Source organism: Bradyrhizobium iriomotense (genome assembly GCF_018129405.1).
Lineage (GTDB): Bacteria > Pseudomonadota > Alphaproteobacteria > Rhizobiales > Xanthobacteraceae > Bradyrhizobium > Bradyrhizobium iriomotense_B.
The window spans coordinates 388,869-414,220 of record NZ_JAFCLP010000004.1 but is presented as its reverse complement, the minus strand read 5'-3'; the positions used below and the strand labels follow the sequence as shown (position 1 = coordinate 414,220).

The 25,352-nt window shown below is 65.4% G+C and carries 26 protein-coding genes and 1 pseudogene; 17 read left to right on the top strand and 10 right to left on the bottom strand.

What is annotated here, in order from left to right:
• Positions 1 to 48: 48 nt before the first annotated feature.
• From JQ592_RS13415 to JQ592_RS13400, 4 genes and pseudogenes are all read left to right on the top strand, one after another.
• Positions 49 to 2,007 carry an ABCB family ABC transporter ATP-binding protein/permease gene (locus JQ592_RS13415; RefSeq protein WP_211403315.1) on the top strand — a complete coding sequence of 653 codons (1,959 nt, stop codon included), beginning with the start codon at positions 49 to 51 and terminating at the stop codon, positions 2,005 to 2,007.
• A 74-nt stretch (positions 2,008 to 2,081) separates the two neighbouring features.
• A pseudogene (locus JQ592_RS13410) lies at positions 2,082 to 2,792 on the top strand (phosphatidylserine decarboxylase); the annotation flags it as partial.
• A gap of 85 nt (positions 2,793 to 2,877) precedes the next feature.
• Positions 2,878 to 3,759, top strand: a complete 882-nt coding sequence (locus JQ592_RS13405) for a CDP-alcohol phosphatidyltransferase family protein (RefSeq protein WP_211403313.1) — start codon at positions 2,878 to 2,880, stop codon at positions 3,757 to 3,759.
• A 120-nt stretch (positions 3,760 to 3,879) separates the two neighbouring features.
• A complete protein-coding gene (locus tag JQ592_RS13400; protein WP_018645539.1) occupies positions 3,880 to 4,599 on the top strand; it encodes an RraA family protein in 720 nt (239 codons plus the stop codon).
• A 16-nt stretch (positions 4,600 to 4,615) separates the two neighbouring features.
• Here JQ592_RS13400 and JQ592_RS13395 read toward each other — a convergent pair whose 3' ends face one another.
• Positions 4,616 to 4,909, bottom strand: a complete 294-nt coding sequence (locus JQ592_RS13395) for a hypothetical protein (protein WP_211403312.1) — start codon at positions 4,907 to 4,909, stop codon at positions 4,616 to 4,618.
• Positions 4,910 to 5,009: 100 nt separating this feature from the next.
• On the opposite strand from JQ592_RS13395, the gene JQ592_RS13390 reads away from it, so the two are divergent.
• The 8 genes from JQ592_RS13390 (at position 5,010) to JQ592_RS13355 (ending at position 14,831) form a co-directional block, all read left to right on the top strand.
• On the top strand, positions 5,010 to 5,834 hold the full coding sequence (locus JQ592_RS13390) for an SDR family NAD(P)-dependent oxidoreductase (protein ID WP_211403311.1): 825 nt from the start codon (positions 5,010 to 5,012) through the stop codon (positions 5,832 to 5,834).
• A 203-nt stretch (positions 5,835 to 6,037) separates the two neighbouring features.
• Complete coding sequence (locus JQ592_RS13385) at positions 6,038 to 6,811, top strand: motility protein A (protein ID WP_080138159.1); 774 nt, start codon at positions 6,038 to 6,040, stop codon at positions 6,809 to 6,811.
• Positions 6,812 to 6,836: 25 nt separating this feature from the next.
• Positions 6,837 to 7,667, top strand: a complete 831-nt coding sequence (locus JQ592_RS13380) for an OmpA/MotB family protein (protein WP_211403310.1) — start codon at positions 6,837 to 6,839, stop codon at positions 7,665 to 7,667.
• 255 nt (positions 7,668 to 7,922) lie between these two features.
• On the top strand, positions 7,923 to 9,821 hold the full coding sequence (locus JQ592_RS13375) for a potassium transporter Kup (protein ID WP_211403309.1): 1,899 nt from the start codon (positions 7,923 to 7,925) through the stop codon (positions 9,819 to 9,821).
• A gap of 154 nt (positions 9,822 to 9,975) precedes the next feature.
• Complete coding sequence (locus JQ592_RS13370) at positions 9,976 to 11,904, top strand: potassium transporter Kup (RefSeq protein WP_211403308.1); 1,929 nt, start codon at positions 9,976 to 9,978, stop codon at positions 11,902 to 11,904.
• A gap of 294 nt (positions 11,905 to 12,198) precedes the next feature.
• Positions 12,199 to 12,525, top strand: coding sequence for a rhodanese-like domain-containing protein (locus tag JQ592_RS13365; RefSeq protein ID WP_080138282.1), 327 nt, complete (start codon positions 12,199 to 12,201; stop codon positions 12,523 to 12,525).
• A gap of 8 nt (positions 12,526 to 12,533) precedes the next feature.
• A complete protein-coding gene (locus JQ592_RS13360) occupies positions 12,534 to 13,712 on the top strand; it encodes an aminotransferase (protein WP_211403307.1) in 1,179 nt (392 codons plus the stop codon).
• A gap of 6 nt (positions 13,713 to 13,718) precedes the next feature.
• Positions 13,719 to 14,831, top strand: a complete 1,113-nt coding sequence (locus JQ592_RS13355) for a polyamine ABC transporter substrate-binding protein (protein WP_211403306.1) — start codon at positions 13,719 to 13,721, stop codon at positions 14,829 to 14,831.
• 130 nt (positions 14,832 to 14,961) lie between these two features.
• On the opposite strand, the gene JQ592_RS13350 is transcribed toward JQ592_RS13355, so the two are convergent.
• The 6 genes from JQ592_RS13350 to JQ592_RS13325 form a co-directional block, all read right to left on the bottom strand.
• The gene (locus JQ592_RS13350) at positions 14,962 to 15,894 is read right to left on the bottom strand and encodes a lipid A biosynthesis lauroyl acyltransferase (protein ID WP_211403305.1); all 933 of its coding nucleotides are present in this window, start codon (positions 15,892 to 15,894) and stop codon (positions 14,962 to 14,964) included.
• An 8-nt stretch (positions 15,895 to 15,902) separates the two neighbouring features.
• Positions 15,903 to 17,180 carry a beta-ketoacyl-ACP synthase gene (locus JQ592_RS13345; RefSeq protein WP_211403304.1) on the bottom strand — a complete coding sequence of 426 codons (1,278 nt, stop codon included), beginning with the start codon at positions 17,178 to 17,180 and terminating at the stop codon, positions 15,903 to 15,905.
• Between the two features lie 21 nt (positions 17,181 to 17,201).
• A complete protein-coding gene (locus tag JQ592_RS13340; RefSeq protein WP_211403303.1) occupies positions 17,202 to 18,404 on the bottom strand; it encodes a beta-ketoacyl-ACP synthase in 1,203 nt (400 codons plus the stop codon).
• Complete coding sequence (locus JQ592_RS13335) at positions 18,401 to 18,871, bottom strand: 3-hydroxyacyl-ACP dehydratase FabZ family protein (RefSeq protein WP_211403302.1); 471 nt, start codon at positions 18,869 to 18,871, stop codon at positions 18,401 to 18,403. The genes JQ592_RS13340 and JQ592_RS13335 overlap by 4 nt, the downstream gene beginning before the upstream one ends.
• A gap of 10 nt (positions 18,872 to 18,881) precedes the next feature.
• On the bottom strand, positions 18,882 to 19,169 hold the full coding sequence (locus JQ592_RS13330) for an acyl carrier protein (protein WP_007592476.1): 288 nt from the start codon (positions 19,167 to 19,169) through the stop codon (positions 18,882 to 18,884).
• A gap of 222 nt (positions 19,170 to 19,391) precedes the next feature.
• Entirely contained in the window at positions 19,392 to 19,733 is a 342-nt protein-coding gene (locus tag JQ592_RS13325; RefSeq protein WP_211403301.1) for a hypothetical protein, read from the bottom strand.
• Positions 19,734 to 20,058: 325 nt separating this feature from the next.
• Here JQ592_RS13325 and JQ592_RS13320 point away from each other — a divergent pair, with 325 nt between their 5' ends.
• Positions 20,059 to 20,688: a ParB-like protein gene (locus tag JQ592_RS13320; protein WP_211403300.1), complete on the top strand. Its 630-nt coding sequence runs from the start codon at positions 20,059 to 20,061 to the stop codon at positions 20,686 to 20,688.
• A gap of 15 nt (positions 20,689 to 20,703) precedes the next feature.
• Here the strand turns inward: JQ592_RS13320 and JQ592_RS13315 are convergent, their stop codons facing one another.
• Positions 20,704 to 20,859: a hypothetical protein gene (locus tag JQ592_RS13315; protein WP_183243145.1), complete on the bottom strand. Its 156-nt coding sequence runs from the start codon at positions 20,857 to 20,859 to the stop codon at positions 20,704 to 20,706.
• Between the two features lie 177 nt (positions 20,860 to 21,036).
• Between JQ592_RS13315 and JQ592_RS13310 the strand changes: the two genes are divergently transcribed.
• Positions 21,037 to 21,270: a hypothetical protein gene (locus JQ592_RS13310; RefSeq protein ID WP_211403354.1), complete on the top strand. Its 234-nt coding sequence runs from the start codon at positions 21,037 to 21,039 to the stop codon at positions 21,268 to 21,270.
• 41 nt (positions 21,271 to 21,311) lie between these two features.
• Here the strand turns inward: JQ592_RS13310 and JQ592_RS13305 are convergent, their stop codons facing one another.
• Positions 21,312 to 21,515: a hypothetical protein gene (locus JQ592_RS13305; protein ID WP_211403299.1), complete on the bottom strand. Its 204-nt coding sequence runs from the start codon at positions 21,513 to 21,515 to the stop codon at positions 21,312 to 21,314.
• Between the two features lie 196 nt (positions 21,516 to 21,711).
• Here JQ592_RS13305 and JQ592_RS13300 point away from each other — a divergent pair, with 196 nt between their 5' ends.
• From JQ592_RS13300 to JQ592_RS13290, 3 genes are all read left to right on the top strand, one after another.
• Entirely contained in the window at positions 21,712 to 21,942 is a 231-nt protein-coding gene (locus JQ592_RS13300; protein WP_211403298.1) for a DUF6894 family protein, read from the top strand.
• 184 nt (positions 21,943 to 22,126) lie between these two features.
• Entirely contained in the window at positions 22,127 to 22,294 is a 168-nt protein-coding gene (locus JQ592_RS13295; RefSeq protein ID WP_165405372.1) for a hypothetical protein, read from the top strand.
• Positions 22,291 to 24,840, top strand: a complete 2,550-nt coding sequence (locus JQ592_RS13290; protein WP_211403297.1) for an HAD-IC family P-type ATPase — start codon at positions 22,291 to 22,293, stop codon at positions 24,838 to 24,840. Before JQ592_RS13295 ends, JQ592_RS13290 begins: the two co-directional genes overlap by 4 nt.
• On the opposite strand, the gene JQ592_RS13285 is transcribed toward JQ592_RS13290, so the two are convergent.
• Positions 24,837 to 25,340, bottom strand: coding sequence for an MgtC/SapB family protein (locus JQ592_RS13285; RefSeq protein ID WP_211403296.1), 504 nt, complete (start codon positions 25,338 to 25,340; stop codon positions 24,837 to 24,839). The two genes, JQ592_RS13290 and JQ592_RS13285, sit on opposite strands and share 4 nt — an antisense overlap.
• Between the last annotated feature and the right edge of the window lie 12 nt (positions 25,341 to 25,352).

Sequence of the window (25,352 nt, the reverse complement as noted above, 5' to 3'; positions counted from 1 at the left end):
TCGTTAATCGCAGCGACGCCCGCATCCGGCGGGCTTTCAGGTTTGTTGATGGACCAACCCCAATCGTTCGACGGCGCCGACGTTCCTGATCCTCCCGCCGGGGGACCGCTGGAGCGGGCCACGCTGATGGGCACGCTCGCGCATCTGTGGCCCTATATCTGGCCGGGCGACCGTTTCGACCTGAAGATGCGCGTGGTCTGGTCGCTGGTGCTGCTGCTCGCCGCCAAGCTGATCACGCTCGCGGTGCCGTTCAGCTTCAAATGGGCCACCGATGCGCTGACCGGCGCCAACACCGCGCCTCTGGCGGCGGACAATTGGCAGCTCTGGGTGATCGCATCGCCGCTGCTGCTGACCGCGAGCTACGGCATCATGCGCATCCTGATGGCGGTGCTGACGCAGTGGCGCGACGGCATCTTCGCCCGCGTCGCCATGCATGCGGTGCGCAAGCTCGCCACCATCACCTTCATCCACATGCACGAGCTGTCGCTGCGCTTTCACCTGGAGCGCAAGACCGGCGGCCTGACGCGCGTGCTGGAGCGCGGCCGTGAGGGCATCGAGGTCATCGTGCGCATGGTGATCCTGCAGCTGATCCCGACCATCATCGAGGTCTCGCTGCTGATGGCCGTGCTGCTCTGGCAATTCGACTGGCGCTACGTGGTTGCGACCCTGATCACGGTCGCGGTCTACATGTACTACACCTACATCGCGACCGAGTGGCGGATCGGCATCCGCCGCAAGATGAACGATTCCGACACCGAGGCGAACACCAAGGCGATCGACTCGCTGCTCAACTACGAGACCGTGAAATATTTCGGCGCCGAGGCGCGCGAGGCGCAGCGCTACGACAGGTCGGTGGAGCGTTATGAAGAAGCCAGCGTCCGCACCTATACCTCGCTCGCCGTGCTCAATACCGGCCAGGCCGTGATCTTCACGATGGGACTGACGGCGACCATGCTGATGTGCGCGATCGGCGTGCGCAACGGCACCAACACGGTCGGCGATTTCGTGCTGGTCAACGCCATGATGATCCAGCTCTACCAGCCCCTGAATTTCATGGGCATGGTGTATCGCGAGATCAAGCAGGCGATCATCGACATCGAGAAGATGTTCAATGTGCTGGGGCGCGAGGCCGAGATCAAGGACGCGCCGGACGCGCAACCGCTGGTCGTTTCCGCCGGCACGGTGCGGTTCGAGGACGTGCGCTTTGCCTATGAGCCGACGCGGCCGATCCTGAAAGGCATCAGCTTCGAGGTGCCGGCCGGCAAGACCGTTGCGATCGTCGGTCCCTCCGGCGCAGGTAAATCGACCATCTCGCGGCTGCTGTTCCGCCTCTATGACGTTTCCGGCGGCAGGATCCTGATCGACGGCCAGGACATCCGCGAGGTCACGCAGGCCAGCTTGCGCGCCGCCATCGGCATGGTGCCGCAGGATACCGTGCTGTTCAACGACACCATCCACTATAACATCCGCTATGGCCGTTGGGACGCCAGCGATGCCGAGGTCGAGGAGGCGGCGCGCCTCGCGCAGATCGATCATTTCATCCGCATGGCGCCGAAGGGATACGAGACCCAGGTCGGCGAGCGCGGCCTGAAATTGTCGGGCGGCGAGAAGCAGCGCGTCGCGATCGCGCGTACGGTGTTGAAGGCGCCGCCGATCCTGGCGCTCGACGAGGCGACCTCGGCGCTCGACACCCATACCGAGCACGAGATCCAGGGTGCGCTCGACCGCGTCGCCAAGAACCGCACCTCGCTGGTGATCGCGCACCGGCTCTCGACCATCGTCGGTGCCGACGAGATCATCGTGCTCGACCAGGGCCGCATCGCCGAGCGCGGCACCCACGCCAGACTGCTCGCGCTGGGCGGCCTCTACGCCAGCATGTGGAACAGGCAGCGCGAGGCGGAGGCGGCGCGCGAGAAACTGGCCAAGATGGCCGATACCAGCGAGGCGCCCAACCGGGAGCCGCCGCCGGTTGCCGACGTCCTGACGACGCCTGCGGCCGCGGAGTGACCTTGTCTCCGGTCCCAACTCTGGCCTAAACAAGCCCACCGCGCGGGGACGCCCCGCGTGCCAACAACTCCAGGCGGCAGATAGCGATGTCCATTCTCGATTCGATCCAGCGTCAGATCCCGCCGATCCACAAGGAGGGCTATCCCTTCATTGGCGGCTTTGCGCTGGCGAGCCTGATCCTGTTCTGGCTGTGGTCGCCTTTGGGATGGATCGGCACGATCCTGACCGTGTGGTGCGCGCTGTTTTTCCGCGACCCCGTGCGGGTGACGCCGGTGCGCGAGGGTCTCGTGGTGTCGCCGGCGGACGGCCGCGTCTCGATGATCACCATGGCGCTGCCGCCAGCCGAACTCGGGCTCGGCGACCGGCCGCTGCCGCGCATCTCGGTGTTCATGAGCGTGTTCAACTGCCACGTGAACCGCAGCCCGATCGCGGGCAGGGTGGACCGCATCGCCTACCGGCCCGGCCTGTTCATCAATGCCGAACTCGACAAGGCGAGCGAGGACAATGAGCGCAACTCGCTGGTGATCTCGACGCCCAATGCGCGGATCGGCGTGGTCCAGATCGCAGGCCTCGTCGCCAAGCGTATCGTCTGCTTCGTCAAGGAGGGGCAGGCGATCGGCGCCGGCGAGCGCTTCGGCCTGATCCGCTTCGGCTCGCGGCTCGATGTCTACCTGCCTGTCGGCACCAAGGCGCTGGTCTCGGAAGGGCAGACCGCGATTGCCGGCGAGACCATTTTGGCCGACCTTGCCGGCGAGGACCCCAGCCGAGCCTTCCGCGCCAATTAACCAAAGTCGGTCCTTGCGGGCCTTCCGCCACGATGGCGGAGGGGAACGGGGCTTGCTATATCTCGCCTTGAGATAAGGACAAGCCATGACGCCCTATGACGTGAGAGATCCCGATGTACGCCGCCGGCGGTTCCGCCCCATTCCGGTGCGGATGCTGGTGCCCAACGTCATCACGCTGCTGGCGATCTGCGCCGGCCTGACCTCGATCCGCCTGTCGATCGAGGGGCGGATGTCGCTCGCCGTCTACGCCATCGTGTTCGCGGCCGCGCTGGATGGTATCGACGGTCGCATCGCGCGTATGATCAAGGGCCAGTCCAAGTTCGGCGCCGAGCTCGACAGCCTCGCCGACTTCGTCAATTTCGGCGTTGCGCCCGGCCTGATGCTGTATTTCTGGCAGCTGCACGAGCTCGGCAATGCCGGCTGGATCGCCGCCATGGTGTTCGCGATCTCCGGCGGCCTGCGTCTGGCGCGCTTTAATGCCACCATGGACGATCCGAACAAGCCGGCGTTCGCCGCCAATTTCTTCACTGGCGTGCCGGCGCCCGCCGGCGCGATCACGGTGCTGCTGCCGATCTATGTCGCGTTCCTCGATCTCGGCCGGTTGCCCGCGGCGGTGACGGCGGCCTATACGCTGCTGATTGCCTTCCTGATGGTGTCGCGCCTGCCGGTGTTCTCCGGCAAGACCAAGCGCATGCGCGTGCCGCCCGAGCTGGTGCTGCCGGCCTTCGTCGCGGTGATCGTCTTCATCGCGCTCCTGATCGCCTATCCCTGGCACGTGCTGTCGATCGGCACGGTGCTGTATCTTCTCGCGTTGCCGCTCGGCTACAAATCCTATCGCGACCAGGCGCGCGCGGTGGAAGCCACCGCGCCTGTGGGAGGCGAGGTCCCGTCGCCGCCGTCGGCGCCGACGCTGGCGAATTTGTCGGAGCCGCCGCACGACGACGACCGGCCCGGACGGCTGCACTGAGCGGCCCCGCGCGGATATCTGCCATGAAGCCCTCTGAGTTGGGTTGAGGCCTGATCTCGGCTATATCGCCCTGTGCCGGCGGCATCGCGTCAATCAGCCGCCAATCTGGGAGAGAACGCCGTGACTGATAAAGCGACCGGGCCGCTGCCCGCTTCCGTCCTCGAAGCGCTGGGCCGCTACGACACCCCGACGATCTGCAACGCCATGGAGATCGTGGCGCCCGAGCGCCGGCTGATCGGCTACACCACCAAGCAACTGGTCTGCCCGTTTCCCGACCTGCCGCCGATCGTCGGCTATGCCCGCACCGTCGCGATCCGCTCGGTGCTGAAATCCTCGCTTGCACCCGAAGAGCAGTCGAAGCGCCGCATCGAATATTACGAATATGTCGGCACCGGTCACGGTCCGCGCATCTCGGTGATCCAGGACATCGATGGTCCCGACGTCGGCTACGGCGCGTTCTGGGGCGAGGTGCAGAGCAACGTCCACAAGGCGCTCGGCTGCCTCGGCGTCATCACCGACGGCTCGATCCGCGACATCCCGCAATGGGCCCCTGGCTTCCAGGCGCTGGCCGGCTCGATCGGCCCGTCGCATGCCTGGGTGCATGCGGAAAGCTTTGGCGGCGAGGTACGGGTCGCCGGCATGACTGTGAAGTCGGACGATCTCATCCATGCCGACCAGCACGGCGCCATCGTGATCCCGCTCGACGTCGCGGCGAAGCTGCCGGAGGCTGCCGAGCTCTGCGGCCGCCGCGAGACGCCGATTTTGGAGATCGCCCGCAGCCCCGACTTCTCGCTGGAGAAGCTGAAGGCCGCGCTGAAGCGTTCGGCGGAGATCCACTGACGGGTGATGGGGCGATCTACGGCCGCGACGCCGGCCGTAGATCGCCTTGCTCGGTCAGAAACAAGGCAGCCTGATCCGGCTCGCCGAGCACGGCGGCGGCGCATCCGATCAGGGTGAAGCCGCCGGCGAGATCCCACAGGGTAATGTCGTCTGCGCTGTCGGGAGAGTGAATCAACCGCGCTGCGATCACGGCGAAGGCAGCCTCGACAAAGAGCAGCACGCTGAACGCAGGCAGCACGAGTTCCGGCTCGAGCAGATGGAACGCCAGCACCGCAGGCAGCGCGGTGAGAAAACTGAACAGCGTCAACATGGCAAATCGGCTCCTGTGATGGAGCATGCCGTACCGTCGTAGAATACCGCATGATCCCTCGTCACGGATGTGACGCAGGGCCGCAGTCCGAGGACGCACAATGACGATGAAGAACAGAACGATCCTGATAACCGGTTCCACTGACGGCGTCGGCCGCTACGTCGCGCGCCGGCTGGCTGAAGAAGGTGCGAGGGTCCTGATCCACGGCCGCGATGCGGCACGTGCGGAGACGCTGAGCGACGAGATCCTGAAGGCCGGCGGTATCGCGCCGACTTTCTACCAGGCCGACCTGTCGTCGATGTCGGGCACGCGAGCGCTCGCGGAGTCCGTGAAGCGGGATCACCAGCGCCTCGACGTTCTGGTCAGCAATGCCGGCATCGGCTCGCAGAATGACGGGCCGCAGCGGCAGGTCAGCGTCGATGGTCACGAGCTCCGATTTGCCGTGAACTATCTCGCCGGTTTCCTGCTCGTCCATCTGCTTCTGCCGTTGCTGAAGACCGCAGCGCCTTCGCGCATCGTCAACGTCGCCTCGCTCGGCCAGCATCCGATCGATTTCGACGACGTCATGATTACCAGCGGCTACAGCGGTTCGCGGGCCTATGCGCAGAGCAAACTCGCGCAGATCATGTTCACGATCGATCTGGCGCAGCAATTGAAGGGCGCCGGCATCACCGTGAACGCGCTGCATCCCGCGACCTATATGAACACCACGATGGTGCGCGCCGGTGGCATCACGCCGATGTCCACGGTGGAGCAAGGCGGTGCGGCGATCCTGCACCTCGTCGAGGGCGCCGACGTCGCTGATAAGAGCGGATTGTTCTTCAACGGCATGAACGAGGCGCGCGCAAATCCGCAGGCCTACGATGCCGACGCGCGCAAGCGCCTGCGCGCGCTCAGCCTGGAGCTGACGCGCCTGTCGTCCTAGCGCGCCCGGTTATGGTTACCGAAGTATTGAGATTCGTGTCGCTGGACGGCGATCACAACCGGCTGCGACACGGCCTGCCGCACTGTCCAGACTTAACCTTTACGCGGCTTTAAGGGCGGCGCTCTAGGGTTTCCGATGCGGTTCGGGGTTGGGCCGCGCCAGCGGCCAGGACGGCCGTTGTTGCGGACGCGTTGGAGTCTCCCATGGATATCATGACGGGCGTTGGGCTCACGGCGGGCATCATCGTCATCACGGCGATGATCCTCATGGGCGGCGACCTGCACATGTTCATCTCCGAACATGCGATGATCATCATCTTCGGCGGCTCGATCTCCGCGACCATGATCCGCTTTCCGCTCTCGGCGCTCCTGCACGGCCTTCCGCTCGGCGCCAAGTTCGCCTTCACCATGAGCCGGCTGTCGGCCCACGACCTCGTCGACGAGCTCGCCCGCATCGCCGAGATCGCCCGCAAGCAGGGCCCGGTGGGTCTCGAAAAGGTCGAGACCGACGAGCCCTTCCTCGCCAAGGGCATCCGCTACGTCGCCGACGGCTATGACCTCGACTTCATCCGCGACAATCTCGAGCGTGACCGCGACAACTTCCTGATGCACCTCGACGAGGGCAGCAAGATCTACCGCGCCATCGGCGACTGCGCCCCGGCCTTCGGCATGATCGGCACCCTGATCGGCATGGTGCAGATGTTCGCCAACATGACCGATCCTTCCAAGCTCGGCCCGTTCATGGCGACCGCGCTGCTCGCCACGCTTTACGGCGCGCTCGTCGCCAACCTGTTCTGTCTGCCGATCGCCGACAAGCTGCACGGCAAGCTGCTGGACGAAGAGACCAACCGCACCCTCATCATCGACGGCATCCTGATGATCCGCGACTCCAAGAGCCCGACCTTGGTGCGCGAAATGCTGCTGGCCTATCTGCCGGAGAAGCATCGCCACGCCGAGGGCGAGCCGGTGCCGGCTTAAAGGCCGCTCCCCGGGATCAGCAGAGATGGCCAAGAAGAAGCGCGGCGATGCTCACGGCGGCGGTCACGGCTGGTTCGTGACCTTCGCCGATCTGATGGGCCTGATGATGAGCTTCTTCGTGATGCTCGTCGCGTTCTCGACGCAGGACGCCAACAAGCTGAAGATCGTCGCCGGCTCGATGCGCGATGCCTTCGGCGTGCAGAGCGAGGCGCGCTACGCCGGCATCGTCGAGTCCGACGGCCTGCCGACACGCCCGCGGCTGAAGAACGTCGATCACATCCAGCCCGAGGATGCCTCCAATACGCCGACGCCGGACCAGGAGGATCGCGACCGCACGTCGGGCGCCAAGATGAAGATCGACCGCAATTTCGCGCTCGCTGCGGCCTCGCTGCGGCAGGCCCTGCAGGACATGCCGGAACTGACCGAGATGTCCAAGCACATCATGTTCGAGGAGACCAAGCAGGGCCTCAATCTGGAGATCGTCGACCAGGACGGACGCTCGATGTTCGCCGACGGCTCCAAGGTGCCCTACGACCGCACGCGCCGGCTGGTCGAGAAGCTCGCTGTACCGCTCAAGGCCACGCCGCTGCGCGTCTCTATCGCCGGTCACACCGCGGCCGGATTCGTGCCGAGACGCAGCGATTACGGCGCCTTCGATCTGTCGGCCGATCGCGCCAATGCCGTGCGCCAGATCCTCGAGCGCGAGGGCCTGCCGGCCTCCCACATCTTCGCGGTCTCCGGCAAGGCGGACACCCAGCCGCTGTTTCCCGACGATCCCTCGCTCGCGGCCAACCGGCGCGTGACCATCACGCTGATGCGCGAAGATCCGCCACTGCCGCCGAATTTGAAGCCTTAGGGCATGATCCGGAGAAGTGGGCACCGGTTCTCCCTCGCGACAAACGCGGGACGCGTTTGCGCGGAGATCATGCCCAAACGATAAGCCCCCTTGCGTTACCATCTTACCTGAGGCATCTCGTCGCGCCGGCGACGAGCGTCGTCGCGCCGTCGCAGCATCCGGCTCTATGCCTGCTATGCTGTACCGATTGACAGACACGCAGGAAGCGTCAAAAGGCGCCGGATCAAATTCAGGGACGAAGCGTTTTCTACCCTCATGGCGGCGAGCATCACACAGACCGAGACCCAGGAAGGGCCGGTCACCTCGGGTTTTTGGGCCCTTACGCTCGGGAGTATCGGCGTTGTCTTCGGCGACATCGGTACCTCGCCGCTCTACGCATTCCACGAGGCTGTCAGGGGTGCAGCTGGCGGTGAGCCGGTCTCGCGCGTGATCGTGCTCGGCGTGCTCTCGCTGATCCTGTGGGCGCTCCTGATCGTCGTCACGGCCAAATACGTCCTGCTGCTCTTGCGCGCCGATAACAACGGGGAGGGCGGCACGCTCTCGCTGATGGCTCTCGGGCAACGCGCGCTGGGACGGCGGAGCTGGTTCCTGCTCGCCCTTGGCGTCGTCGGCGCCTCCATGTTCATCGGCGATTCCATGATCACGCCGGCGATCTCGGTGCTGTCGGCGGTCGACGGACTGAAGCTCGCCACCCCTGCATTCGAGCACTATGTCGTGCCGCTCACGGTCCTGATCCTGGCGCTGCTGTTCGCCGTGCAGAGCAAGGGCACGGCGCTGGTGGCGTCCGCCTTCGGGCCGGTGATGGTGGTCTGGTTCACGGTCCTTGCGGTGATGGGCGCGGTCCACATCGCCGACGATCCGTCGGTGCTGGCGGCGATCAATCCCTATTACGCCCTGCAATTCCTGCTGACGCACGGCACGATCGGCCTCGTGACATTGGGAGCGGTGTTCCTCGCGGTGACCGGCGGCGAGGCGCTCTACGCCGATCTCGGCCATTTCGGCCGCAAGCCGATCCAGTCCGCCTGGATGTTCTTCGTGCTGCCCGCGCTGCTGATCAACTATTTCGGGCAGGGCGCCCTGGTGCTGTCCGATCCCAGCGCGATCGAGCACTCGTTCTACCGCATGGTGTCCGAGAAGCTGGTGCTGCCACTCGTCGGGCTTGCAACCGCCGCGACCGTGATCGCGAGCCAGGCGGTGATCACTGGCGCGTATTCCCTTGTCTATCAGGCGGTGCAACTCGGCCTCCTGCCGCGTTTCGAGGTGCGCTACACCTCCGAATCCCATGCCGGCCAGATCTATCTGCCGCGCGTGAACCGGCTGCTGCTGATCGGCGTGATGCTGCTGGTGCTGCTGTTCCGCACGCCCAGCGGCCTCGCCTCGGCCTACGGCATCGCGGTGTCCACCACGATGGTTGCCGACGGCATCATGGGCTTCATCGTGATCTGGAAGTTGTGGAACTGGCGCGCCGCGGCCGCTTCGATCGTGATCCTGCCCTTCGTCATGGTCGACATGACCTTCTTCAGCGCCAATCTGCTCAAGCTGCTGGAGGGGGCCTGGGTGCCGCTGCTGTTCGGCGTGGTCATGGCGGGGACGATCTGGACCTGGCGGAAGGGCACCGGAATCCTGATCCAGAAGACGCGCCGGATCGAGGTGCCGCTGGATGACCTGATCCGCAGCCTGGAGAAGCGGCCGCCGCACATCGTCAAGGGCACGGCGGTGTTCCTGACCAGCGATCCCGCCTTCGTGCCGACCGCGCTGTTGCACAATCTCAAGCACAACAAGGTCCTGCACGAGCACAACGTGATCCTGACCATCGAGACCGCGCAAACGCCGCGGGTCGATCTGTCCGAACGCTTCCGCATGGAGAAGGTCAGCGACAAGTTCTCCAAGGTCCGGTTGCGCTTCGGCTTCATGGAGCAGCCGAATGTGCCCAAGGCGCTGGCGATCGCGCGCAAGCAGGGCTGGCAGTTCGACATCATGTCGACGTCGTTCTTCGTGTCGCGAAGGTCGCTGAAGGCTTCGGCACAGTCGGGCATGCCGCTCTGGCAGGACCATCTGTTCATTGCGCTGAGCCGGTCCGCCAACGACGCCACCGACTATTTCCAGATTCCGACCGGGCGGGTGGTTGAAGTCGGCACCCAAGTCACCATCTGAGGTCACCATTTGTACCGGATTGACCCACCTATGCGAATTCTGCATGGTGAGGGCCCAAAATCGGGCTAGGCTATGCCGGTAGCGCAGGACTATAAGCCCCGCGCTCTTCCGCCGTTGTGCAGTGAAGCATTTTTAGAGGCCATCGGGCTCTCCCATGACAAGCGACGTAGCAGTTCCCGCCCCGGAGACGGCGGCGGCCAACGGGCATGGCGACGCCCACACCACGGCCGGCTTCGGCGCGCTGACGCTCGGCAGCATCGGCGTCGTCTATGGCGATATCGGCACCAGCCCGCTCTACGCGTTCCGCGAGGCGGTGATGGCAGCCTCGGGGGCAGAAGGCGCGCCCACAGCGGCAGCCGTTCTCGGCGTGGTCTCCCTGATCCTATGGGCGCTCATCGTGGTGGTGACGCTCAAATACGTCGTGATCCTGCTCCGCGCCGACAACAACGGCGAGGGCGGTACCCTGGCGCTGATGGCGCTGGCCCAGCGCGCGGTCGGAACCGGCGGGGCGACCATCGTCCTGCTTGGCATCATTTCCGGCGCCCTGTTCTACGGCGATGCCGTGATCACGCCGGCGCTCTCGGTGCTGTCGGCGATCGAAGGCATGAAGGACGTCACGCTGACGTTCGAGCCATACATCGTTCCGCTGACCGTGGTGATCCTGGTCTGCCTGTTCGCGGTGCAGTCGCGCGGCACGGCGCGCGTTGCGGCCTTCTTCGGTCCGATCATGTGCGTCTGGTTCGCTGTCCTCGCGGTGGCGGCGATCCATCCGATCATCCAGCAGCCCCAGGTGCTGTACGCGCTGAACCCGCTTTACGCCGTGTCCTTCATGTTCCACCACGGCATCATCGGCTTCGTGACGCTTGGCGCGGTGTTCCTGGCCGTGACCGGCGCCGAAGCGCTCTATGCCGACCTCGGCCATTTCGGCAAGCGGCCGATCCAGACCGCTTGGCTGTTCATCGTGCTGCCGTCGCTGGCATTGAACTATCTGGGGCAGGGGGCGCTGGTGCTCGGCGATCCCGGCGCGATCGTGAGCCCGTTCTTCCAGCTCTTCCCGCAAGGCTTTGTTCGCGGCAGCATGGTCGTGCTGGCGACCATGGCGACCGTGATCGCGAGCCAGGCGGTCATCACCGGCGCCTATTCGCTGACGCGCCAGGCGATCCAGCTCGGGCTGCTGCCGCGCTTCGAAATTCGCCATACGTCTGAAGCCCATTCCGGCCAGATCTTCATCCCGCGCATCAACCAGCTGCTGCTTGTCTCGGTGGTGCTGCTGGTGCTGCTGTTCCGCTCCTCCAGTGCGCTGGCGTCCGCCTACGGCATCTCCGTTACCGGGACCATGGTGGTCACGGCGATGATGGGCTTTGTCGTGGTCTGGAAGGGGTGGCGGTGGTCGGCGGTCGCCGCTGGTGCGCTGATTGCGCCGTTCCTGTTCCTCGATTTGACCTTCCTGACCGCGAACCTCCTGAAGGTATTCGAGGGCGGCTGGGTGCCGCTGGCGCTCGGTGCGGTCATGATCATCCTGATGTACACGTGGCGACGCGGCAGCCGGCTGCTGTTCGAGAAGTCGCGCAAGCTCGAGTTCCCGCTCGCCGACCTCGTGGCGATGCTGGAGAAGCGGCCGCCGCAGCGGGTGCCCGGCACCGCCGTGTTCCTGACCTCGGACCCGCTCAGCGCGCCGACGGCGCTGATGCATAGTCTGAAACACTACAAAGTGCTGCACGAGAAGAATGTCATTCTCACCATCGAGACCGCGCAGACCCCGCGGATCGATCCGGCCGAGCGCGTCAGGCTGGAGCAGATCTCACCGACCTTCTCCAAGGTGACGCTGAAGTTCGGCTTCATGGAATCGCCCAACGTGCCGAAGGCCCTCGCGATCGCCCGCAAGCTCGGCTGGCAGTTCGACATCATGTCGACCTCGTTCTTCCTGTCGCGCCGGGCGCTCAAGCCCGCCGCCCATTCCGGCATGCCGCGCTGGCAGGACCGGCTGTTCATCTCGCTGAGCCGCTCCGCGAACGATGCCACCGACTATTTCCAGATCCCCTCTGGCCGCGTGGTCGAGGTCGGCACCCAGGTGACGATCTAGCCCCACCGCTGTCATCGCCCGCCTTGTGCGCAATTGCGCACTGGGGCGGGCGATCCAGTATCACAAAGACGGTGCGAGGATACGGAGAGGCCGCGGCGTACGGGATCCCCCGCCTTCGCGGGGGATGACATCGAGCATGGGCCCCGAAAGCTGCACTTCAAGTCGCTGCGATTTAGCTTTAACTTGCGCCGCGCGGCTCAAGCCTTTGTGGCGCTTGATTTTCGTTTCCCGAGAGGCGAGGTTGCCGCGCGCCGGGATCGCCCCGGCATGCGCCTTGCGACGTTGGAGGATGAAGTGGCAAACCAGGTACAGGATCTGACCCCGGACGAGGTCTCCAAGGGTGTCGCGGAAGGGCGCTATCTGCTCGTCGACGTCCGTGAGCCGAACGAGGTCGAGGCCGAGGCCTATCCCTACGGCGTCGTGGTTCCGCTCTCGACCTTCGATCCCAAGGCGATCCCCGATCCCCAGGGCAAGCAGGTCGTGTTCGCCTGCCGCTCGGGCAAGCGCTCGGTGACGGCCTCGCTGGCGGCGCAAGCGGCGGGCCTGCCTTACGACAAGCATCTGGCCGGCGGCATGCTCGGCTGGAAGGCGGCGGGTCTGCCCAGCAAGGTCGGTGGCTGATCGGCCCGATGTCCAAGAGCTCGTCCCTGAACAAGGTCTTCGCCGACCTTCCCGTCACCATCTTCGAGGCAATGTCGCAGGCCGCGCGCGACAACAATGCCATCAATCTCGGCCAGGGCTTTCCTGACGATCCCGGCCCCGAGGACATCCGCCGTGCCGCGGCCGAGGCCTCGCTGAACGGCTACAACCAGTACCCCTCGATGATGGGCCTGCCGGAGCTGCGCCAGGCGATCGCGACCCATTACGGTCACTGGCACGGCCTCAAGCTCGATCCGATGAGCGAGGTGATGGTGACCTCCGGCGGCACCGAGGCGCTGACCTCGGCGATCCTCGCGGTGGTCCAGCCCGGCGACGAGGTGGTCTGCTTCCAGCCGGTCTATGATTCCTATTTGCCGATCATCCGCCAGGCCGGCGGCATTCCGCGCCTCGTCCGGCTCGAGCCGCCGCATTGGCGGCTGAATGAGGACATGCTGAAAAGCGTCTTCAATTCAAAGACCAAGGCGGTGCTATTCAACAATCCTCTGAATCCCTCCGCGGTGGTCTATCCGCGCGAGGACCTCGAGCTGCTGGCGCGCTACTGCCAGGAGTTCGACGTCATCGCGATCTGCGACGAGGTCTGGGAGCACGTCACCTTCGACGAGCATAAGCACATCCCGCTGATCACCATCCCGGGCATGCGCGAGCGCACCATCAAGGTCGGCTCGGCCGGCAAGATCTTCTCGCTGACGGGGTGGAAGATCGGCTTCGTCTGCGCCGCGCCACAGCTCTTGCGCGTCGCCGCCAAGGTGCACCAGTTCCTGACCTTCACCACCGCGCCGAACCTGCAGGCCGCCGTCGCCTACGGCCTCGGCAAGTCCGACGACTACTTTCTGTCGATGCGCAAGGACCTGACCCGGAGCAGGGACCGCCTGACCAAGGGGCTGGAGAGCCTCGGCTTCCCCGTGCTGAAGTCGCAAGGCACCTACTTCCTCACCGTCGACCTGTCGCCGCTCGGGCTCAACGAGAGCGACACCGAGTTCTGCTGGCGTATCGTGAAGGACTACAAGGTCGCGGCGATTCCGGTCTCGGCGTTCTACGAGCAGGACCCGGTGACCTCGGTGGTGCGCTTCTGCTTTGCCAAGAAGGACGAGACGCTCGACACCGCACTGGAGCGGCTGTCGGACGCGGTGCGTGGACGCAAGAGGTAGTCAGAGATGACGAACGTCAGCCGCTCGGGCTTTGGCCTCGGTTTCGCAATCGCCGCCGCGCTGACGTTGCTCTCCGCTCCCGCAGGCGCCGAGGAGCGCGTCGTCAACTTCTACAACTGGTCCAACTACATGGCGCCGGATGTCCTTGAGAATTTTACCAAGGAGACCGGCATCAAGGTGGTCTACGACACCTTCGACGCCAACGAGACGCTGGAGACGCGCCTGATGGCCGGCAAGTCCGGCTATGACGTCGTGGTGCCCACGGCCTATTTCCTGCAGCGCCAGATCAAGGCGAACATCTTCCAGAAGCTCGACAAGTCGAAGCTGCCGAACCTTGGCAATGCCTGGCCGGTCGTCACGCAGCGCCTTGCGACTTACGACCCCGGCAACGTCTACGCCGCGAACTACATGTGGGGCACGACGGGCGTCGGCTACAACGTCGCCAAGGTGAAGCAGATCCTCGGGGCGGACGCGAAGATCGACAGCTGGGACATCGTCTTCAAGCCGGAGAACCTGGCAAAATTCAAAGACTGCGGCGTGCACATGCTCGACTCCGCCGACGACATCTTCCCGGCGGCGCTGAGCTATCTCGGGCTCGACCCGAACTCGACCAAGCAGGCGGACCTCGAGAAGGCCGCCGATGCCGTCGCCAGGGTCCGCCCGTCGGTGCGCAAATTCCACTCGTCCGAATATCTGAGCGCGCTCGCCACCGGCGAGATCTGCTTCGTGGTCGGCTGGTCCGGCGACATCATGCAGGCGCGCGCCCGCGCCGCGGAGGCCAAGAGCGGCGTCGAGATCGGCTACACGATCCCGAAGGAGGGCGCGCAGATGTTCTTCGACAATCTCGCGATCCCCGCGGATGCCAAGAACGTCAAGGAAGCCTACGAGCTGATCAACTATCTCTACCGTCCTGATGTCGCGGCCAAGAACTCGGACTTCCTGTCCTACGCCAACGGCAACCTCGCCAGCCAGAAGCTGGTCGACCCAAAAATCCTGAACGACAAGAACATCTATCCGGACGAGGCGACGCTCGCAAAACTGTTCGTCATCACGGCGCGCGAGCCGGCGACCCAGCGCATCATCAACCGGCTGTGGACCAAGGTGAAGACGGGGCGGTGAGGCGCGCATCCGTCATTGCGAGCGAAGCGACTTGTCCGCGAAGCCTTGGCGAAGGCGGAAGCAATCCAAAATCTCTTCGCGGGGGCGCTCGAATTGCTTCGTCGCTTCACTCCTCGCAATGAAGGCGCAACTACCGCCACCTGCGATGCAGCCACAGCCACTGCTCGGGATGCTCGCGCACCCAGCTCTCCACGACGCTGGTGATCGCCTGCGTCGTGCCCTGGATGTCGATCTTGCCGTCGACGTCGCGCACCGGCTGGACTTCTTCCGTCAGCTCGCCGCGAAAGCGGCCGCCGGGCAGGCGGATGATGCGGACGCCGTGGATCGGGCATTCGACCTGACGCAAGAGGCGCGCCAGCATCGGATTGGCGCGGGTCTTGCGGCCGAAGAAGCTGACCTCGACGCCGGCGGTCAGATACTGGTCGATCAGCATGGCGACGTGTTTGCCGTCCTTCAGCGCCTGCGCAAGGCGCAAGGGCGCGTCGCGGCCGGCCGGGATCAGCGTGCCCATGTTGACCTGGCGCATCTCCTGGATGATGCGGTCGGCAGACGCAATGTTCGGCCGGCGGTAGAGGATCGCGGTATCCAACTCGTGCGCGACGGCGGCAAGCGCCGGCAATTCCCAATTGGCCAGATGCGCTGCGAAGATCAGCGCCGGCTTGCCGTCGTCCCTGATCTGGTCGAACAGCTCGATGCTGCGCGGCGACAATTCGATCCGGCTCTTTTCCGGGCGATCGCGGTCGTAGTCCCAGACGTGGTCGATATGGGCGAATTCGGCGCCGACGCGGCCGAGATTGTCCCACACGCCCATCAGGATGCTTTCGATCTCCTCCGGGGACTTCTCCGGAAAGGCCGCGGTGAGATTGGCGCGGCCGATGCGGTGCTCGCGCAGGCGCGGGCCGATCATTTTCACGACGCGTGCGAAAAAGTCCGAGGTCTTGACCGGATCGAAATAGCGCGTGGTGCGCAGCATGCCGACCGTGGCAGCGCCGATCAGGCTGCCGCCGATCGATTTGGCAGCCGCCCGCGCGCGGGCCTTCGTGCTCGCAGTCAGCAGCGCCATGCGTCCGGTCAGGCCGGTTCGCGGGTCAGGATCAACGAGGCGTTCTGGCCGCCGAAGCCGAACGAGTTCGACATGACAGCGGTGACGCGGGCATCGCGCGCCTTGTTGCCGACGACGTTGAACAGGATCGTGGGATCCGGGGTCTCGTAGTTGATCGTCGGCGGGATGCGCTGGTGCTCGAGCGTGAGCAGCGAGAAGATCGCTTCCACCGCGCCTGCAGCCGAGATGGTGTGGCCGACCATCGACTTGTTGGACGTCACCGGAATCTTCTGCGCGAGCTCGCCGAACACCGCCGATGTCGTGTTGAACTCCATCTTGTCGTTTTCGGGTGTCGAGGTGCCGTGCGCGTTGATGTGGTCGATCTGGTCCGGGGTCATGCCGGCATCGGCCAGCGTCTTGTTCATGCAGCCGATGATCGGCTTGCCGTCGGGCGAGGAGCGGGTGCGATGGAAGGAGTCGGTGAGCTCGCCGCAGCCGGCGATCACGCCGAGGATCTTTGCGCCGCGCGCAGTCGCTGCCTCGTAGCTTTCGAGCACCAGGGCGCCGGCGCCTTCGGCCATCACAAAACCATCGCGGTTCTTCGAGAAGGGGCGGGAGGCCGCCTGCGGCGGATCGTTCTGGGTCGACAGCGCCGAAAGTAGCGAGAAGCGCACCAGCGCTTCGGGGTTCACCGTGCCGTCGGTCGCGACGCACAGCGCAGCATCCGTCTCGCCACGGCGGATCGCCTCGACGCCCAGCTGGATCGAGGTCGCGCCCGAGGCGCAGGCCGTGGACAGCGAGATCGGCGAGCCCTTGGTGCCGAACGTCTCGGCGAGATGCGCGGCGACCGAGCCGAACATGAAGCGATGATGGTAGGCGCTGTACTTGCCGCCGCCGGAAATGCGCAGCAAATCGTCATAGGTGATGTCGAGCTGGCCGACGGCGCGACCGAGCTCGCGACGCTGCGGCCATTCGACCTCGACCGGCGCAACCGCAAGGAAAAGGGGACCCGGGAAATCGGCCTTGGCGCCGATGCCGGCCTGCTCGAGCGCTTCCTGCGTCACGAGCTCCGCCATCCGCTCGGACAGGGCGGTGGAGGAGAACGGATCGACGCTGACGAAATCGACGGTGCCGGCCATCGTGGTCTTCAGGCCGTCGATCGGAAAGCGCGTGATGGTGCGGATGCCGGATTCGCCGGCGACGAGCTTCGCCCAATTGTCGGCCTTGCCGGCACCCAGCGAGGTCATGATGCCCATGCCGGTGATGACGACGACGGGACGCCCGAGTTTGTCGCGTGGTGCAGTCATGTCGATCCCCGCTTGAGCTAACTAAACCGCCTCGACCAGCGCCATGCCTTCGCCGCGCCAGTGTCCGGCTCCCACCACCACGATCTGGGTGGGCGCACCCTGCATTTCAATCTCGGTCCCGGTCGAATCGTTCGGCGGGAACAGCGCACCGCGCGAGATCGACAGCGCGGCGAGCGCAATTCCAAGCGGGAATTGCGTCTCCATGGCGTGGCCGAACACCGTGCCGGTCGAGCGCACCGGAAAGTCGGCATGGCTCTTCAGGAAGCCGCGCTCCTCTGATGTCGCAGGCTCCGCGCCGGTTGCCCCCGTGATGATCGCGCCCTTGCCCTCGCGCTTCGGTAGCTTGGCCCAGAGCTTCTCCAGCGTTGCGGTCATGTCGCCGGGCTGCTTGCGGCGGGCGAGATCGGCAACGACGCTCGACAGCTTTGCATAGGGCTTTGCGCCGCGCGCTTCGGCGTGGGCCTTCGATTCCAGCACCAGGAACGCGCCGGCCGAGCCGAGCGCGAAGCCGGCGTGGTCCTTGCGCGCCCATACCGGCGCGAACTTGTCCTTGAGGTTGAAGTCGCCGAATTCGTAGAGGACGAGCAAGTCCTTGCGCTCGCCATTGTGCGAGCCGCCGACGAGCGCAATGTCGCTCTCGCCCGAGGCGATACGCGCAAGCGCGATGCGGGCGGCGTCGGCGCCGGCGACCTCTTCGCCCATGAAGGTGCGCGAGGTGCCGCCAAGACCGTGCACGATGGCGATGTTGCCGGCGAGCAGGTTGGAGAGCTGGGCCAGAAACAGCGTCGGCCTGAGATCGCTCATCAGGCGCTCGTTGAGGAAGCCGGGCGCGTTGGCCCCCTTGGCTTCGGCCGTGAGCACGCCGGTGTCGACGTTGAGGTCGCGCTCACCGCCGCCGGCGGCGATCACCATGTCGATCTTCGACAGGATGTCCTTGTTGCCCTTGATGCCGGCGGAGTCGAGCGCGAGGCCAGCCGCATAGGTGCCGATGCGCTGCCAGGCTTCCATCTGGCGCTGGTCGCCCTTCTTCGGAATCTGGCTGTCGAAGGTCACAGGCATCAGGGGATGCACGACGTAGGGCGCAAAGCCCTTCTCGTCGACATTGATGCGCTTCTCCTGCAGCGCGGCCCAGTTGGCGTCCAGGCCCTCGCCGAGCGAGGTGGCAAGGCCAATGCCGGTGATCCAGACTTCCGTCTGGCCGGGCTTCGAAGCGGTGTCAGTCATGGTGATACGGCCTGTTGCGGAAAGCCGACGCGCTCGGCGACTTTCGCCATGTATCCGCGCATGTCCGCATTGGGGAAGGGGATCAGCGTGAAGGTCAGCGCCGAATTGGCGCGCAGCTTGCCGCCGACCCTGATCTTGGCTTCGGTCATGGCGTAGCCCGAGCCCTCATGGGCGAGGCTCGCCTCGATGCTCATGAGATCGCCGGGGAAGACCGAGCCGCGCACCTTGGCTTCCTTCACGGCGGCCAGGATCGGCATGCGCTCGAACTTGAACACACCGAGCTGAAGCCAGCCCGAGGCCTGCGCCATCGATTCGATCAAGAGCACGCCGGGCATCAAGGGATAGCCCGGAAAGTGCCCCTCGAAGACGGTGCTTTCCTTCGGAACCTGGGCTTCGACGACGATCTTCTTCTCGTCGACGTTGAGGTCGACGATGCGATCGATCATGTGGAAGTATTCGAGTTGCATGACCGCCCGATTAGGCGCTCGCGCCCTTGGCGGCAACCAGCTCGTCGATGCGCGCGCACAGATTCTTCAGCACGAAATATTGTTCGGTGGTCGCCTTACCGTCGTTGACCTCCTGGGTCCACTTCTCCAGCGGCAGCTTGATGCCGAACTGCTTGTCGATCGCAAAGGCGATATCGAGGAAATCGAGGCTGTCGATGCCGAGGTCATCGATGGCGTGGCTATCCGGCGTGATCGTGTCGCGCGGGATGTCGCAGGTTTCAGCGATGATCGTGGCGACCTGATCGAATGTGGAAGACATCACTAAGCCTTTGATATATTGCGGATATTTGTCAGATGTTCCAGAGTGGCGCGATGGGAGGGCATCGCGCCCCTGATGACGCCCTCAAACCCCCCTCTGGCCGGGTCGAAAGCCCGTATATCGGAGCGCCGCCCTGAGTTCAATGGAGCCGGGCGGGCCAAGGGGACAGCAACGAACAGGGTTGGGGACGCTGCCGGCAGGGTCTCAGGCCGGAGGTGGGGTCTAGATGTGCGGGGTCGTGATCTTGGCGCAGTCGCGGCGGCCCATCAGCACACAATCCTGGGTCCGGCGCAGGTCGGCGATGCTGACCGCGAGCCAGATCCCGATAGCGGTCAGCGCGATGGTGAAGGCGAGCGCGGCGATGTTGGCGAGCATGCGGTGGCGGAAATCGTCGGGCTCGGTGCGGGGCTGCTCGTAGCGCGACAGGTCGAGCGGCGCGGGCGTGACGCGCAGAGGCTGCACGGTGCCGTTGCCCCGGTGGACCGGCGGGGTGGGCGAGGTGCGCGGCCTGAACTGGAGCACCCGGTGCTCGTCATCCGAGCTTATGGGCCGCTGGGTTTTCATGGGGCGAGGATCACTCCGAAGCAGCGATTTTTAGATAGCACACGTGGTGAAAGCGTTGGCAGAAAATCTTCTCAACGCGTACGTGCATTGTGCCTATTGCACGCCTCCCTCGCGGACGCCCAGAGATCGCGGAGGCGGGTCGTGATGCCCCGGGCAGGAGACGCGGGTTGCATTGCAGCAATGAAAGATGGTGCCGCGTCCGGCGTCGTGAACATCGGCTTGTGATCTCCCCGTGCAGGTCGAACGCATTTACCGCCATGGGGCCCATGGCATAATCCGGGGAACCCGGGCGACCGGTTGCAACGATGTGAGGGGCCCTTCGACCATGACCACGACCAACGCGCGCGAGCCGAGAGTGCATCCGGTGCCGATCCTGTCGCTTCGGCCGACGCAGATGACGGTCGGCATGCGCGAGGTCAAGGAGAAGCGCAAGCGCTGGCGCGAGCACGGCAAGAAGAAGCAAGCCGATCTGCTCGGCACCCACATGATCCCCGTCGTGCGCGGGCCTGACGAGCGCTATTACGTCATCGACCATCATCATCTCGGCCGCGCGCTGCACGACGAGGGCATCAAGGAGGTGCTGGTGACCGTGGTCGGCGACCTCCGCATGGTCGAGCGCGAGGCGTTCTGGGGTGTGATGGACAACAAGCGCTGGGTCTATCCTTACGATTCCAAGGGCGAGCGGCGGTCGTTCCGTGATCTGCCGAAATCGGTCGCCGATCTCAAGGACGATCCCTTCCGCAGCCTTGCCGGCGAGCTACGCCGCATGGGTGGCTTCGCCAAGGACACCACGCCGTTCTCCGAATTCCTGTGGGCGGACTTCCTGCGCCGGAAGCTGTCGCGCAAGGCGGTCGACGCCAATTTCGACATGGCACTGGAGAAGGCCCTGGCCGCGGCCAAGAGCAAGGATGCGATCTACCTGCCCGGCTGGTGCGGGCCGGCGGAGGATGATTGAGCGCAACCGCTCATATCAGTCGCGCTGGAAGATCTTGGCGCCTGGATAAGCGCGCCGCGCATAAGTGACCACCAGCGCGCGGTCCTGGGTTGCCAGGAAGGGCGTTCGGATCCGGCTCGATCCGATGATGAGGTGCCATAGACCATTGAGCTTCTGAATGACGACTTTCATTTGAGTAGTCCTCGACGACTGCGTATTCCGGCAAGTGCTGCCTGTCGCGGCGGCCCTGCGATTGAGGATCACGATCACGGGTGCAAAATTCCCGATTCCGTCCGCTACAAGGCTACGGCGACTATTATTAGTTGGTTACGGCATGCGGCCCGATAAGCCGGCTCTCATCACAGCCGCTTGAGCGACATCATTTTCCGCGCCGACGAAACCGTCCTGAAACAGAGCCGTCCCAACTATGTGGGTATCGAGCTCACACAGGAGGCAGGAATGCGCCGTCTGTTTTTCGCAATTGCCTTGCTCGCCGTTGCCTCAGCAGGGATCTCGGCCTCGTTTGCCGCAGTTCACCACGCCAAGACACTGACGTTTGCCGAGCGCTTTGCCCCGGCGCTCGACTTGATGGCGAAGCAATAGCGGCCTCGCGCTTCGCAGCCGCAGGCCGTGCAGCGGTGAGATCACTCCGGATCTTGCGGGCCGGGTGAAGAGAGTAGCCGTTCGATCTCCGCAGCGGCCTCTCCGTCGCGCGCCTTTTGCAGCAACGTGTGGCGCTCTGCGCCGGCCGGCAGCTTGCTCGCGGCGGCGCGGGCCTCCCGGGTGAATTTGTTCAAGCGCTCCTGGAGCGAGAGGGCCGGTCGCGTTCGGTTGCGTTTCCTGGTCATGAATTGCCTTTCCGGTGCAAAGACAACCATGGCCGCGCGAGCTCTGTCCTTAACTTTTGTTGGGGCTGCCGACCGACCGCAGGCGTTCCGTCGAGCTGCATCGGGCCTGGCACGGTGCTCGATGAGCGGAAAGTTTAGGAACTGGCGGATTTCGACGGCCGTTACCCAACAGTCGCCAACGCCCTGAGCGCGCCCGATGCCGCGATTCCATTTCGACATTCACGAGAACGGCCGGGTGTTTCCCGACGAAGACGGGCAGGATCTTGCGAACGAGAACGACGCTCGCAAAGAGGCGGTCATGAGCGGCGCTTCCATCGCCCGCGATGCCTTCGTCTCGGGCAGCGCACGGCACGTCGTCGTCGACGTTCGCGAGGAGGGCGCGCCGTTCCTGAAGGTGTCGATCACGCTCGAGGTCGACGAAGCGTAGGCGTGCGGTGTCGCCTGGAACGTGGCCGGTTCGCACCTGCGGCAGAGCGGCGCATACAATCTTGACGTATCGCAAAGCGACCCCGCCGGCGGCCGCTAAGGTCTGCCTGCATGACTGCCGAACCAGCGTTGCGCGCCCGCGTAGGCAAATGGACTCCGGATCATGCCGACCTGGAGACGCCACGATGAGCCTGATCCTTCGCATTCTGTTCGTCCTCGCCGGAGCCATCACCGCGCTGTTCGTCGCGCGGGATGCGCTCAACTTCACCATCATCCAGACCTTCGTCGCCATCCTGCTCGTGACCGCCGTCCTGCTCGCCGGGAGCCTCTGGAGCCTGCGGCGGAAGACGTGAGCGGCAAGGCAGGCGCGCGACCGGCCGGACTGAGCGAGGCCGAGGCGAAGGCGCGGCTGGAAAAGGACGGCGCCAACGAATTGCCGCGGCCCGAGCGGCGCAGCCCCTTGCGCATCGTCGTGGAGGTGCTGCGCGAGCCGATGCTTCTGCTGCTGCTTTGCGGTGGGCTGATCTACCTCGTGCTCGGCGATCTCAAGGAAGCACTGATCCTCCTGGCCTTCGGTGCGATGTCCATCGTGATCACGGTGGTGCAGGAGACCCGGACCGAGCGCGTGCTGGACGCCCTGCGCGACCTGACCAGCCCGCGTGCGCTCGTGCTGCGGGACGGTATGCGCCGGCGAATTCCGGGCCGGGAGGTCGTGCGCGGCGATCTCCTCGTCCTTGGCGAAGGCGATCGGGTTCCCGCCGATGCCGCGCTCGTGGAGGCGCGCGATCTGCAGATCGACGAGTCCCTGCTCACCGGGGAATCCGTGCCCGTCCGCAAGCAGGCCGCGGACAGGATCGCGGCAGTCGATCACCGGCCCGGCGGCGAGGATCAGCCCTTCGTGTATTCCGGCTCGCTCGTCGTGCGCGGCGAGGGGCTGGCGCTGGTCGAGGCGACCGGCCCGCGCAGCGAGATCGGGAAGATCGGATTGTCGCTGCGCGGCTTGCAGGCCGAGCCGCCGCGGCTGCAGCAACAGACCGCAAGGCTGGTGCGGCTCTGCTTCCTCGGCGGCGCAATGGTCAGCCTCGCTGCCGTCGCGCTCTATGGCGTCCTGCGCGGGGACTGGCTGCAGGCGCTGCTCGCAGGCGTCGCCATCGGCATGTCGATGCTTCCGGAGGAATTCGGCGTCGTGCTCACCGTCTTCATGGCGATGGGAGCGTGGCGGATCTCGCAAGCCCGCGTGCTAACGCGGCGCGCCGCCGCCATCGAGGTTTTGGGATCTGCGACCGTCCTGTGCACCGACAAGACCGGAACACTGACGCAGAACCGCATGTCGGTTGCGGAGCTGCGGCTGCCCGATGGGGCGCGGATGCGCCCCGCGGGCGGAGAGGATCGCGCCAGGCCGGAATTTGTCGAGCTGGCGCGCTGCGGCGTCCTGGCGAGCTCTCCGGAACCGTTCGATCCGATGGAGAAGGCGCTGCACCTGTTCGCGCATGACGTCTTGCCGGACGGCGATGCCATGGATGGCGAGCGGACGCTGCTGCGCACCTACGGCCTGCGCCCCGAGCTGCTGGCCATGACCCAGGTCTGGCGGACAGCCGGCCGGGCGGACCTCCTCGCATGCGCCAAGGGTGCGCCCGAGGCGGTTGCGCGCCTGTGCAGGCTGAACGATGCCGAGCAGGAGTTGGTGCGGGATGCCGCCAGTGCGATGGCGAAGGACGGGCTTCGGGTGTTGGGCGTGGCCGTTGCGGTCTGCGATGACGCTTCACTGCCGCAGTCACAGCAGGGGTTCGCATTTCGATTTGTCGGCCTGGTCGGGCTTGCCGACCCGCTGCGGCCCCACGTCCCGGAGGCGGTTCGCGAATGCCGTGCGGCCGGGATTCGCGTCGTCATGATCACGGGCGATTATCCGGCAACGGCCGTTGCCATTGCGAACCAGGCCGGCCTCGACGTCCAGGACGTCATGACCGGCGATCAGGTCAGGCTGGCGGATGATCCGGAGCTTGCCCGGCGCGTCGGGCATGTCAGCGTGTTCGCGCGGGTCCTGCCGGAACAGAAGCTGCGCATCGTCCAGGCGATGAAGGCCAACGGCGAGATCGTGGCGATGACCGGCGACGGCGTCAACGACGCGCCATCGCTCAAGGCCGCCCACATCGGCATCGCGATGGGCGGGCGCGGGACCGACGTCGCGCGCGAGGCGTCGTCGATCGTGCTGCTCGACGACGATTTCGGCTCGATCGTGTCGGCCATTCGCCTGGGCCGCCGCATCTATGACAATCTTCGCAAGGCGATGGCCTTCATCTTCGCCGTCCATGTCCCGATCGCCGGACTTGCGCTGTTACCGCTGGTGTTCGGGCTGCCGCTGATCTTCAGTCCGGTGCACATCGCGTTTCTGGAGCTGATCATCGACCCCGTGTGCTCGCTGGTGTTCGAGGCGGAGCGCGAGGAGCGGGATGCGATGACGCGCCCGCCGAGACGGGCCGATGCCGAGCTGTTCTCGTGGGCACTGGTCGGCTGGAGCGTTCTTCAGGGCGCGCTCGCCTTCGCCCTGACCGCCACCATATTCGTCGGCGCGCTTCGCTCCGGCCTTGCCGCCGACGAGGCGAGGGCGCTCGCCTTCGTGACGCTCGTGGTCTGCTTCGTCGCGCTGGTCCTCGTCAACCGGTCCTTCAGCGCCTCGTTCGTGTCGGCTTTCTTCCGGCCGAACCCGGCACTGGTCTGGATCTTCGCGGCGGTCGCCGCCGTTCTCGCCACCGCGCTGCTGTGGCCGCCGGCCTCCAGCCTGTTCCGCTTCGGTCCGCTGCATGCCGATGATCTCTTGATCACGCTCGGCGCGGGACTCTTGGTGCTGACGGTGCTCGAACTGCTGAAGCCGTTATGGGCGCGGCGGCTTCGATTCTAGATCGCCCCCGGAGGGCCCGGCCTCGGCGGCACATCGGTTTCGTGCGGCTCGTGCCTGCCGCCGAGCATCCGGTGCAGCCAGTGCTCGGTGCGGTTGCCGACGGTGAGGATCAGGAAGGCCAGTGTCAGCGCCGTGCCGACGATCGGCCACTCGCCGACGCCGCAGGCGATGCCGAGGCAGGCGGCGAGGAAGGTGCAGGCGGCACTGGTCAGGCCGCGGACGCGAAATCTCTCGCTTTCATGGACGATGACGCCGGCACCGAGGAAGCCGATGCCGGTGAGGATGCCCTGGATGACGCGGCTCGCCGCATCGGTGATCTTGCCGGCCTCGGCGAACTGCACGGCCAGCAACACGACGGTCGCGGTCGAGAGCCCGACGATGCCGAGCGTCTTCAGCCCGATCGGCTTGCCGTGCAGGTCACGATTGAGGCCGATGGCGCAGCCCGCGAGCGTGGCGACGCCAAGGCGCAGAAGGATCTCGGGCCAGTCCAGCACGGTCATCCCCCGTCAGTC

Coding starts and splice junctions, on each gene's coding strand:
- JQ592_RS13380 (WP_211403310.1), top strand. CDS start 6,837: ATGGCCAAGAAGAAGCGCGGCGATGCTCACGGCGGCGGTCACGGCTGG.
- JQ592_RS13300 (WP_211403298.1), top strand. CDS start 21,712: ATGCCGCGATTCCATTTCGACATTCACGAGAACGGCCGGGTGTTTCCC.
- JQ592_RS13295 (WP_165405372.1), top strand. CDS start 22,127: ATGAGCCTGATCCTTCGCATTCTGTTCGTCCTCGCCGGAGCCATCACC.
- JQ592_RS13375 (WP_211403309.1), top strand. CDS start 7,923: ATGGCGGCGAGCATCACACAGACCGAGACCCAGGAAGGGCCGGTCACC.
- JQ592_RS13335 (WP_211403302.1), bottom strand. CDS start 18,871: ATGCAACTCGAATACTTCCACATGATCGATCGCATCGTCGACCTCAAC.
- JQ592_RS13390 (WP_211403311.1), top strand. CDS start 5,010: ATGACGATGAAGAACAGAACGATCCTGATAACCGGTTCCACTGACGGC.
- JQ592_RS13345 (WP_211403304.1), bottom strand. CDS start 17,180: ATGACTGCACCACGCGACAAACTCGGGCGTCCCGTCGTCGTCATCACC.
- JQ592_RS13315 (WP_183243145.1), bottom strand. CDS start 20,859: ATGAAAGTCGTCATTCAGAAGCTCAATGGTCTATGGCACCTCATCATC.
- JQ592_RS13355 (WP_211403306.1), top strand. CDS start 13,719: ATGACGAACGTCAGCCGCTCGGGCTTTGGCCTCGGTTTCGCAATCGCC.
- JQ592_RS13405 (WP_211403313.1), top strand. CDS start 2,878: ATGACGCCCTATGACGTGAGAGATCCCGATGTACGCCGCCGGCGGTTC.
- JQ592_RS13360 (WP_211403307.1), top strand. CDS start 12,534: ATGTCCAAGAGCTCGTCCCTGAACAAGGTCTTCGCCGACCTTCCCGTC.
- JQ592_RS13330 (WP_007592476.1), bottom strand. CDS start 19,169: ATGTCTTCCACATTCGATCAGGTCGCCACGATCATCGCTGAAACCTGC.
- JQ592_RS13415 (WP_211403315.1), top strand. CDS start 49: ATGGACCAACCCCAATCGTTCGACGGCGCCGACGTTCCTGATCCTCCC.
- JQ592_RS13320 (WP_211403300.1), top strand. CDS start 20,059: ATGACCACGACCAACGCGCGCGAGCCGAGAGTGCATCCGGTGCCGATC.
- JQ592_RS13395 (WP_211403312.1), bottom strand. CDS start 4,909: ATGTTGACGCTGTTCAGTTTTCTCACCGCGCTGCCTGCGGTGCTGGCG.
- JQ592_RS13305 (WP_211403299.1), bottom strand. CDS start 21,515: ATGACCAGGAAACGCAACCGAACGCGACCGGCCCTCTCGCTCCAGGAG.
- JQ592_RS13285 (WP_211403296.1), bottom strand. CDS start 25,340: ATGACCGTGCTGGACTGGCCCGAGATCCTTCTGCGCCTTGGCGTCGCC.
- JQ592_RS13325 (WP_211403301.1), bottom strand. CDS start 19,733: ATGAAAACCCAGCGGCCCATAAGCTCGGATGACGAGCACCGGGTGCTC.
- JQ592_RS13370 (WP_211403308.1), top strand. CDS start 9,976: ATGACAAGCGACGTAGCAGTTCCCGCCCCGGAGACGGCGGCGGCCAAC.
- JQ592_RS13350 (WP_211403305.1), bottom strand. CDS start 15,894: ATGGCGCTGCTGACTGCGAGCACGAAGGCCCGCGCGCGGGCGGCTGCC.
- JQ592_RS13385 (WP_080138159.1), top strand. CDS start 6,038: ATGGATATCATGACGGGCGTTGGGCTCACGGCGGGCATCATCGTCATC.
- JQ592_RS13340 (WP_211403303.1), bottom strand. CDS start 18,404: ATGACTGACACCGCTTCGAAGCCCGGCCAGACGGAAGTCTGGATCACC.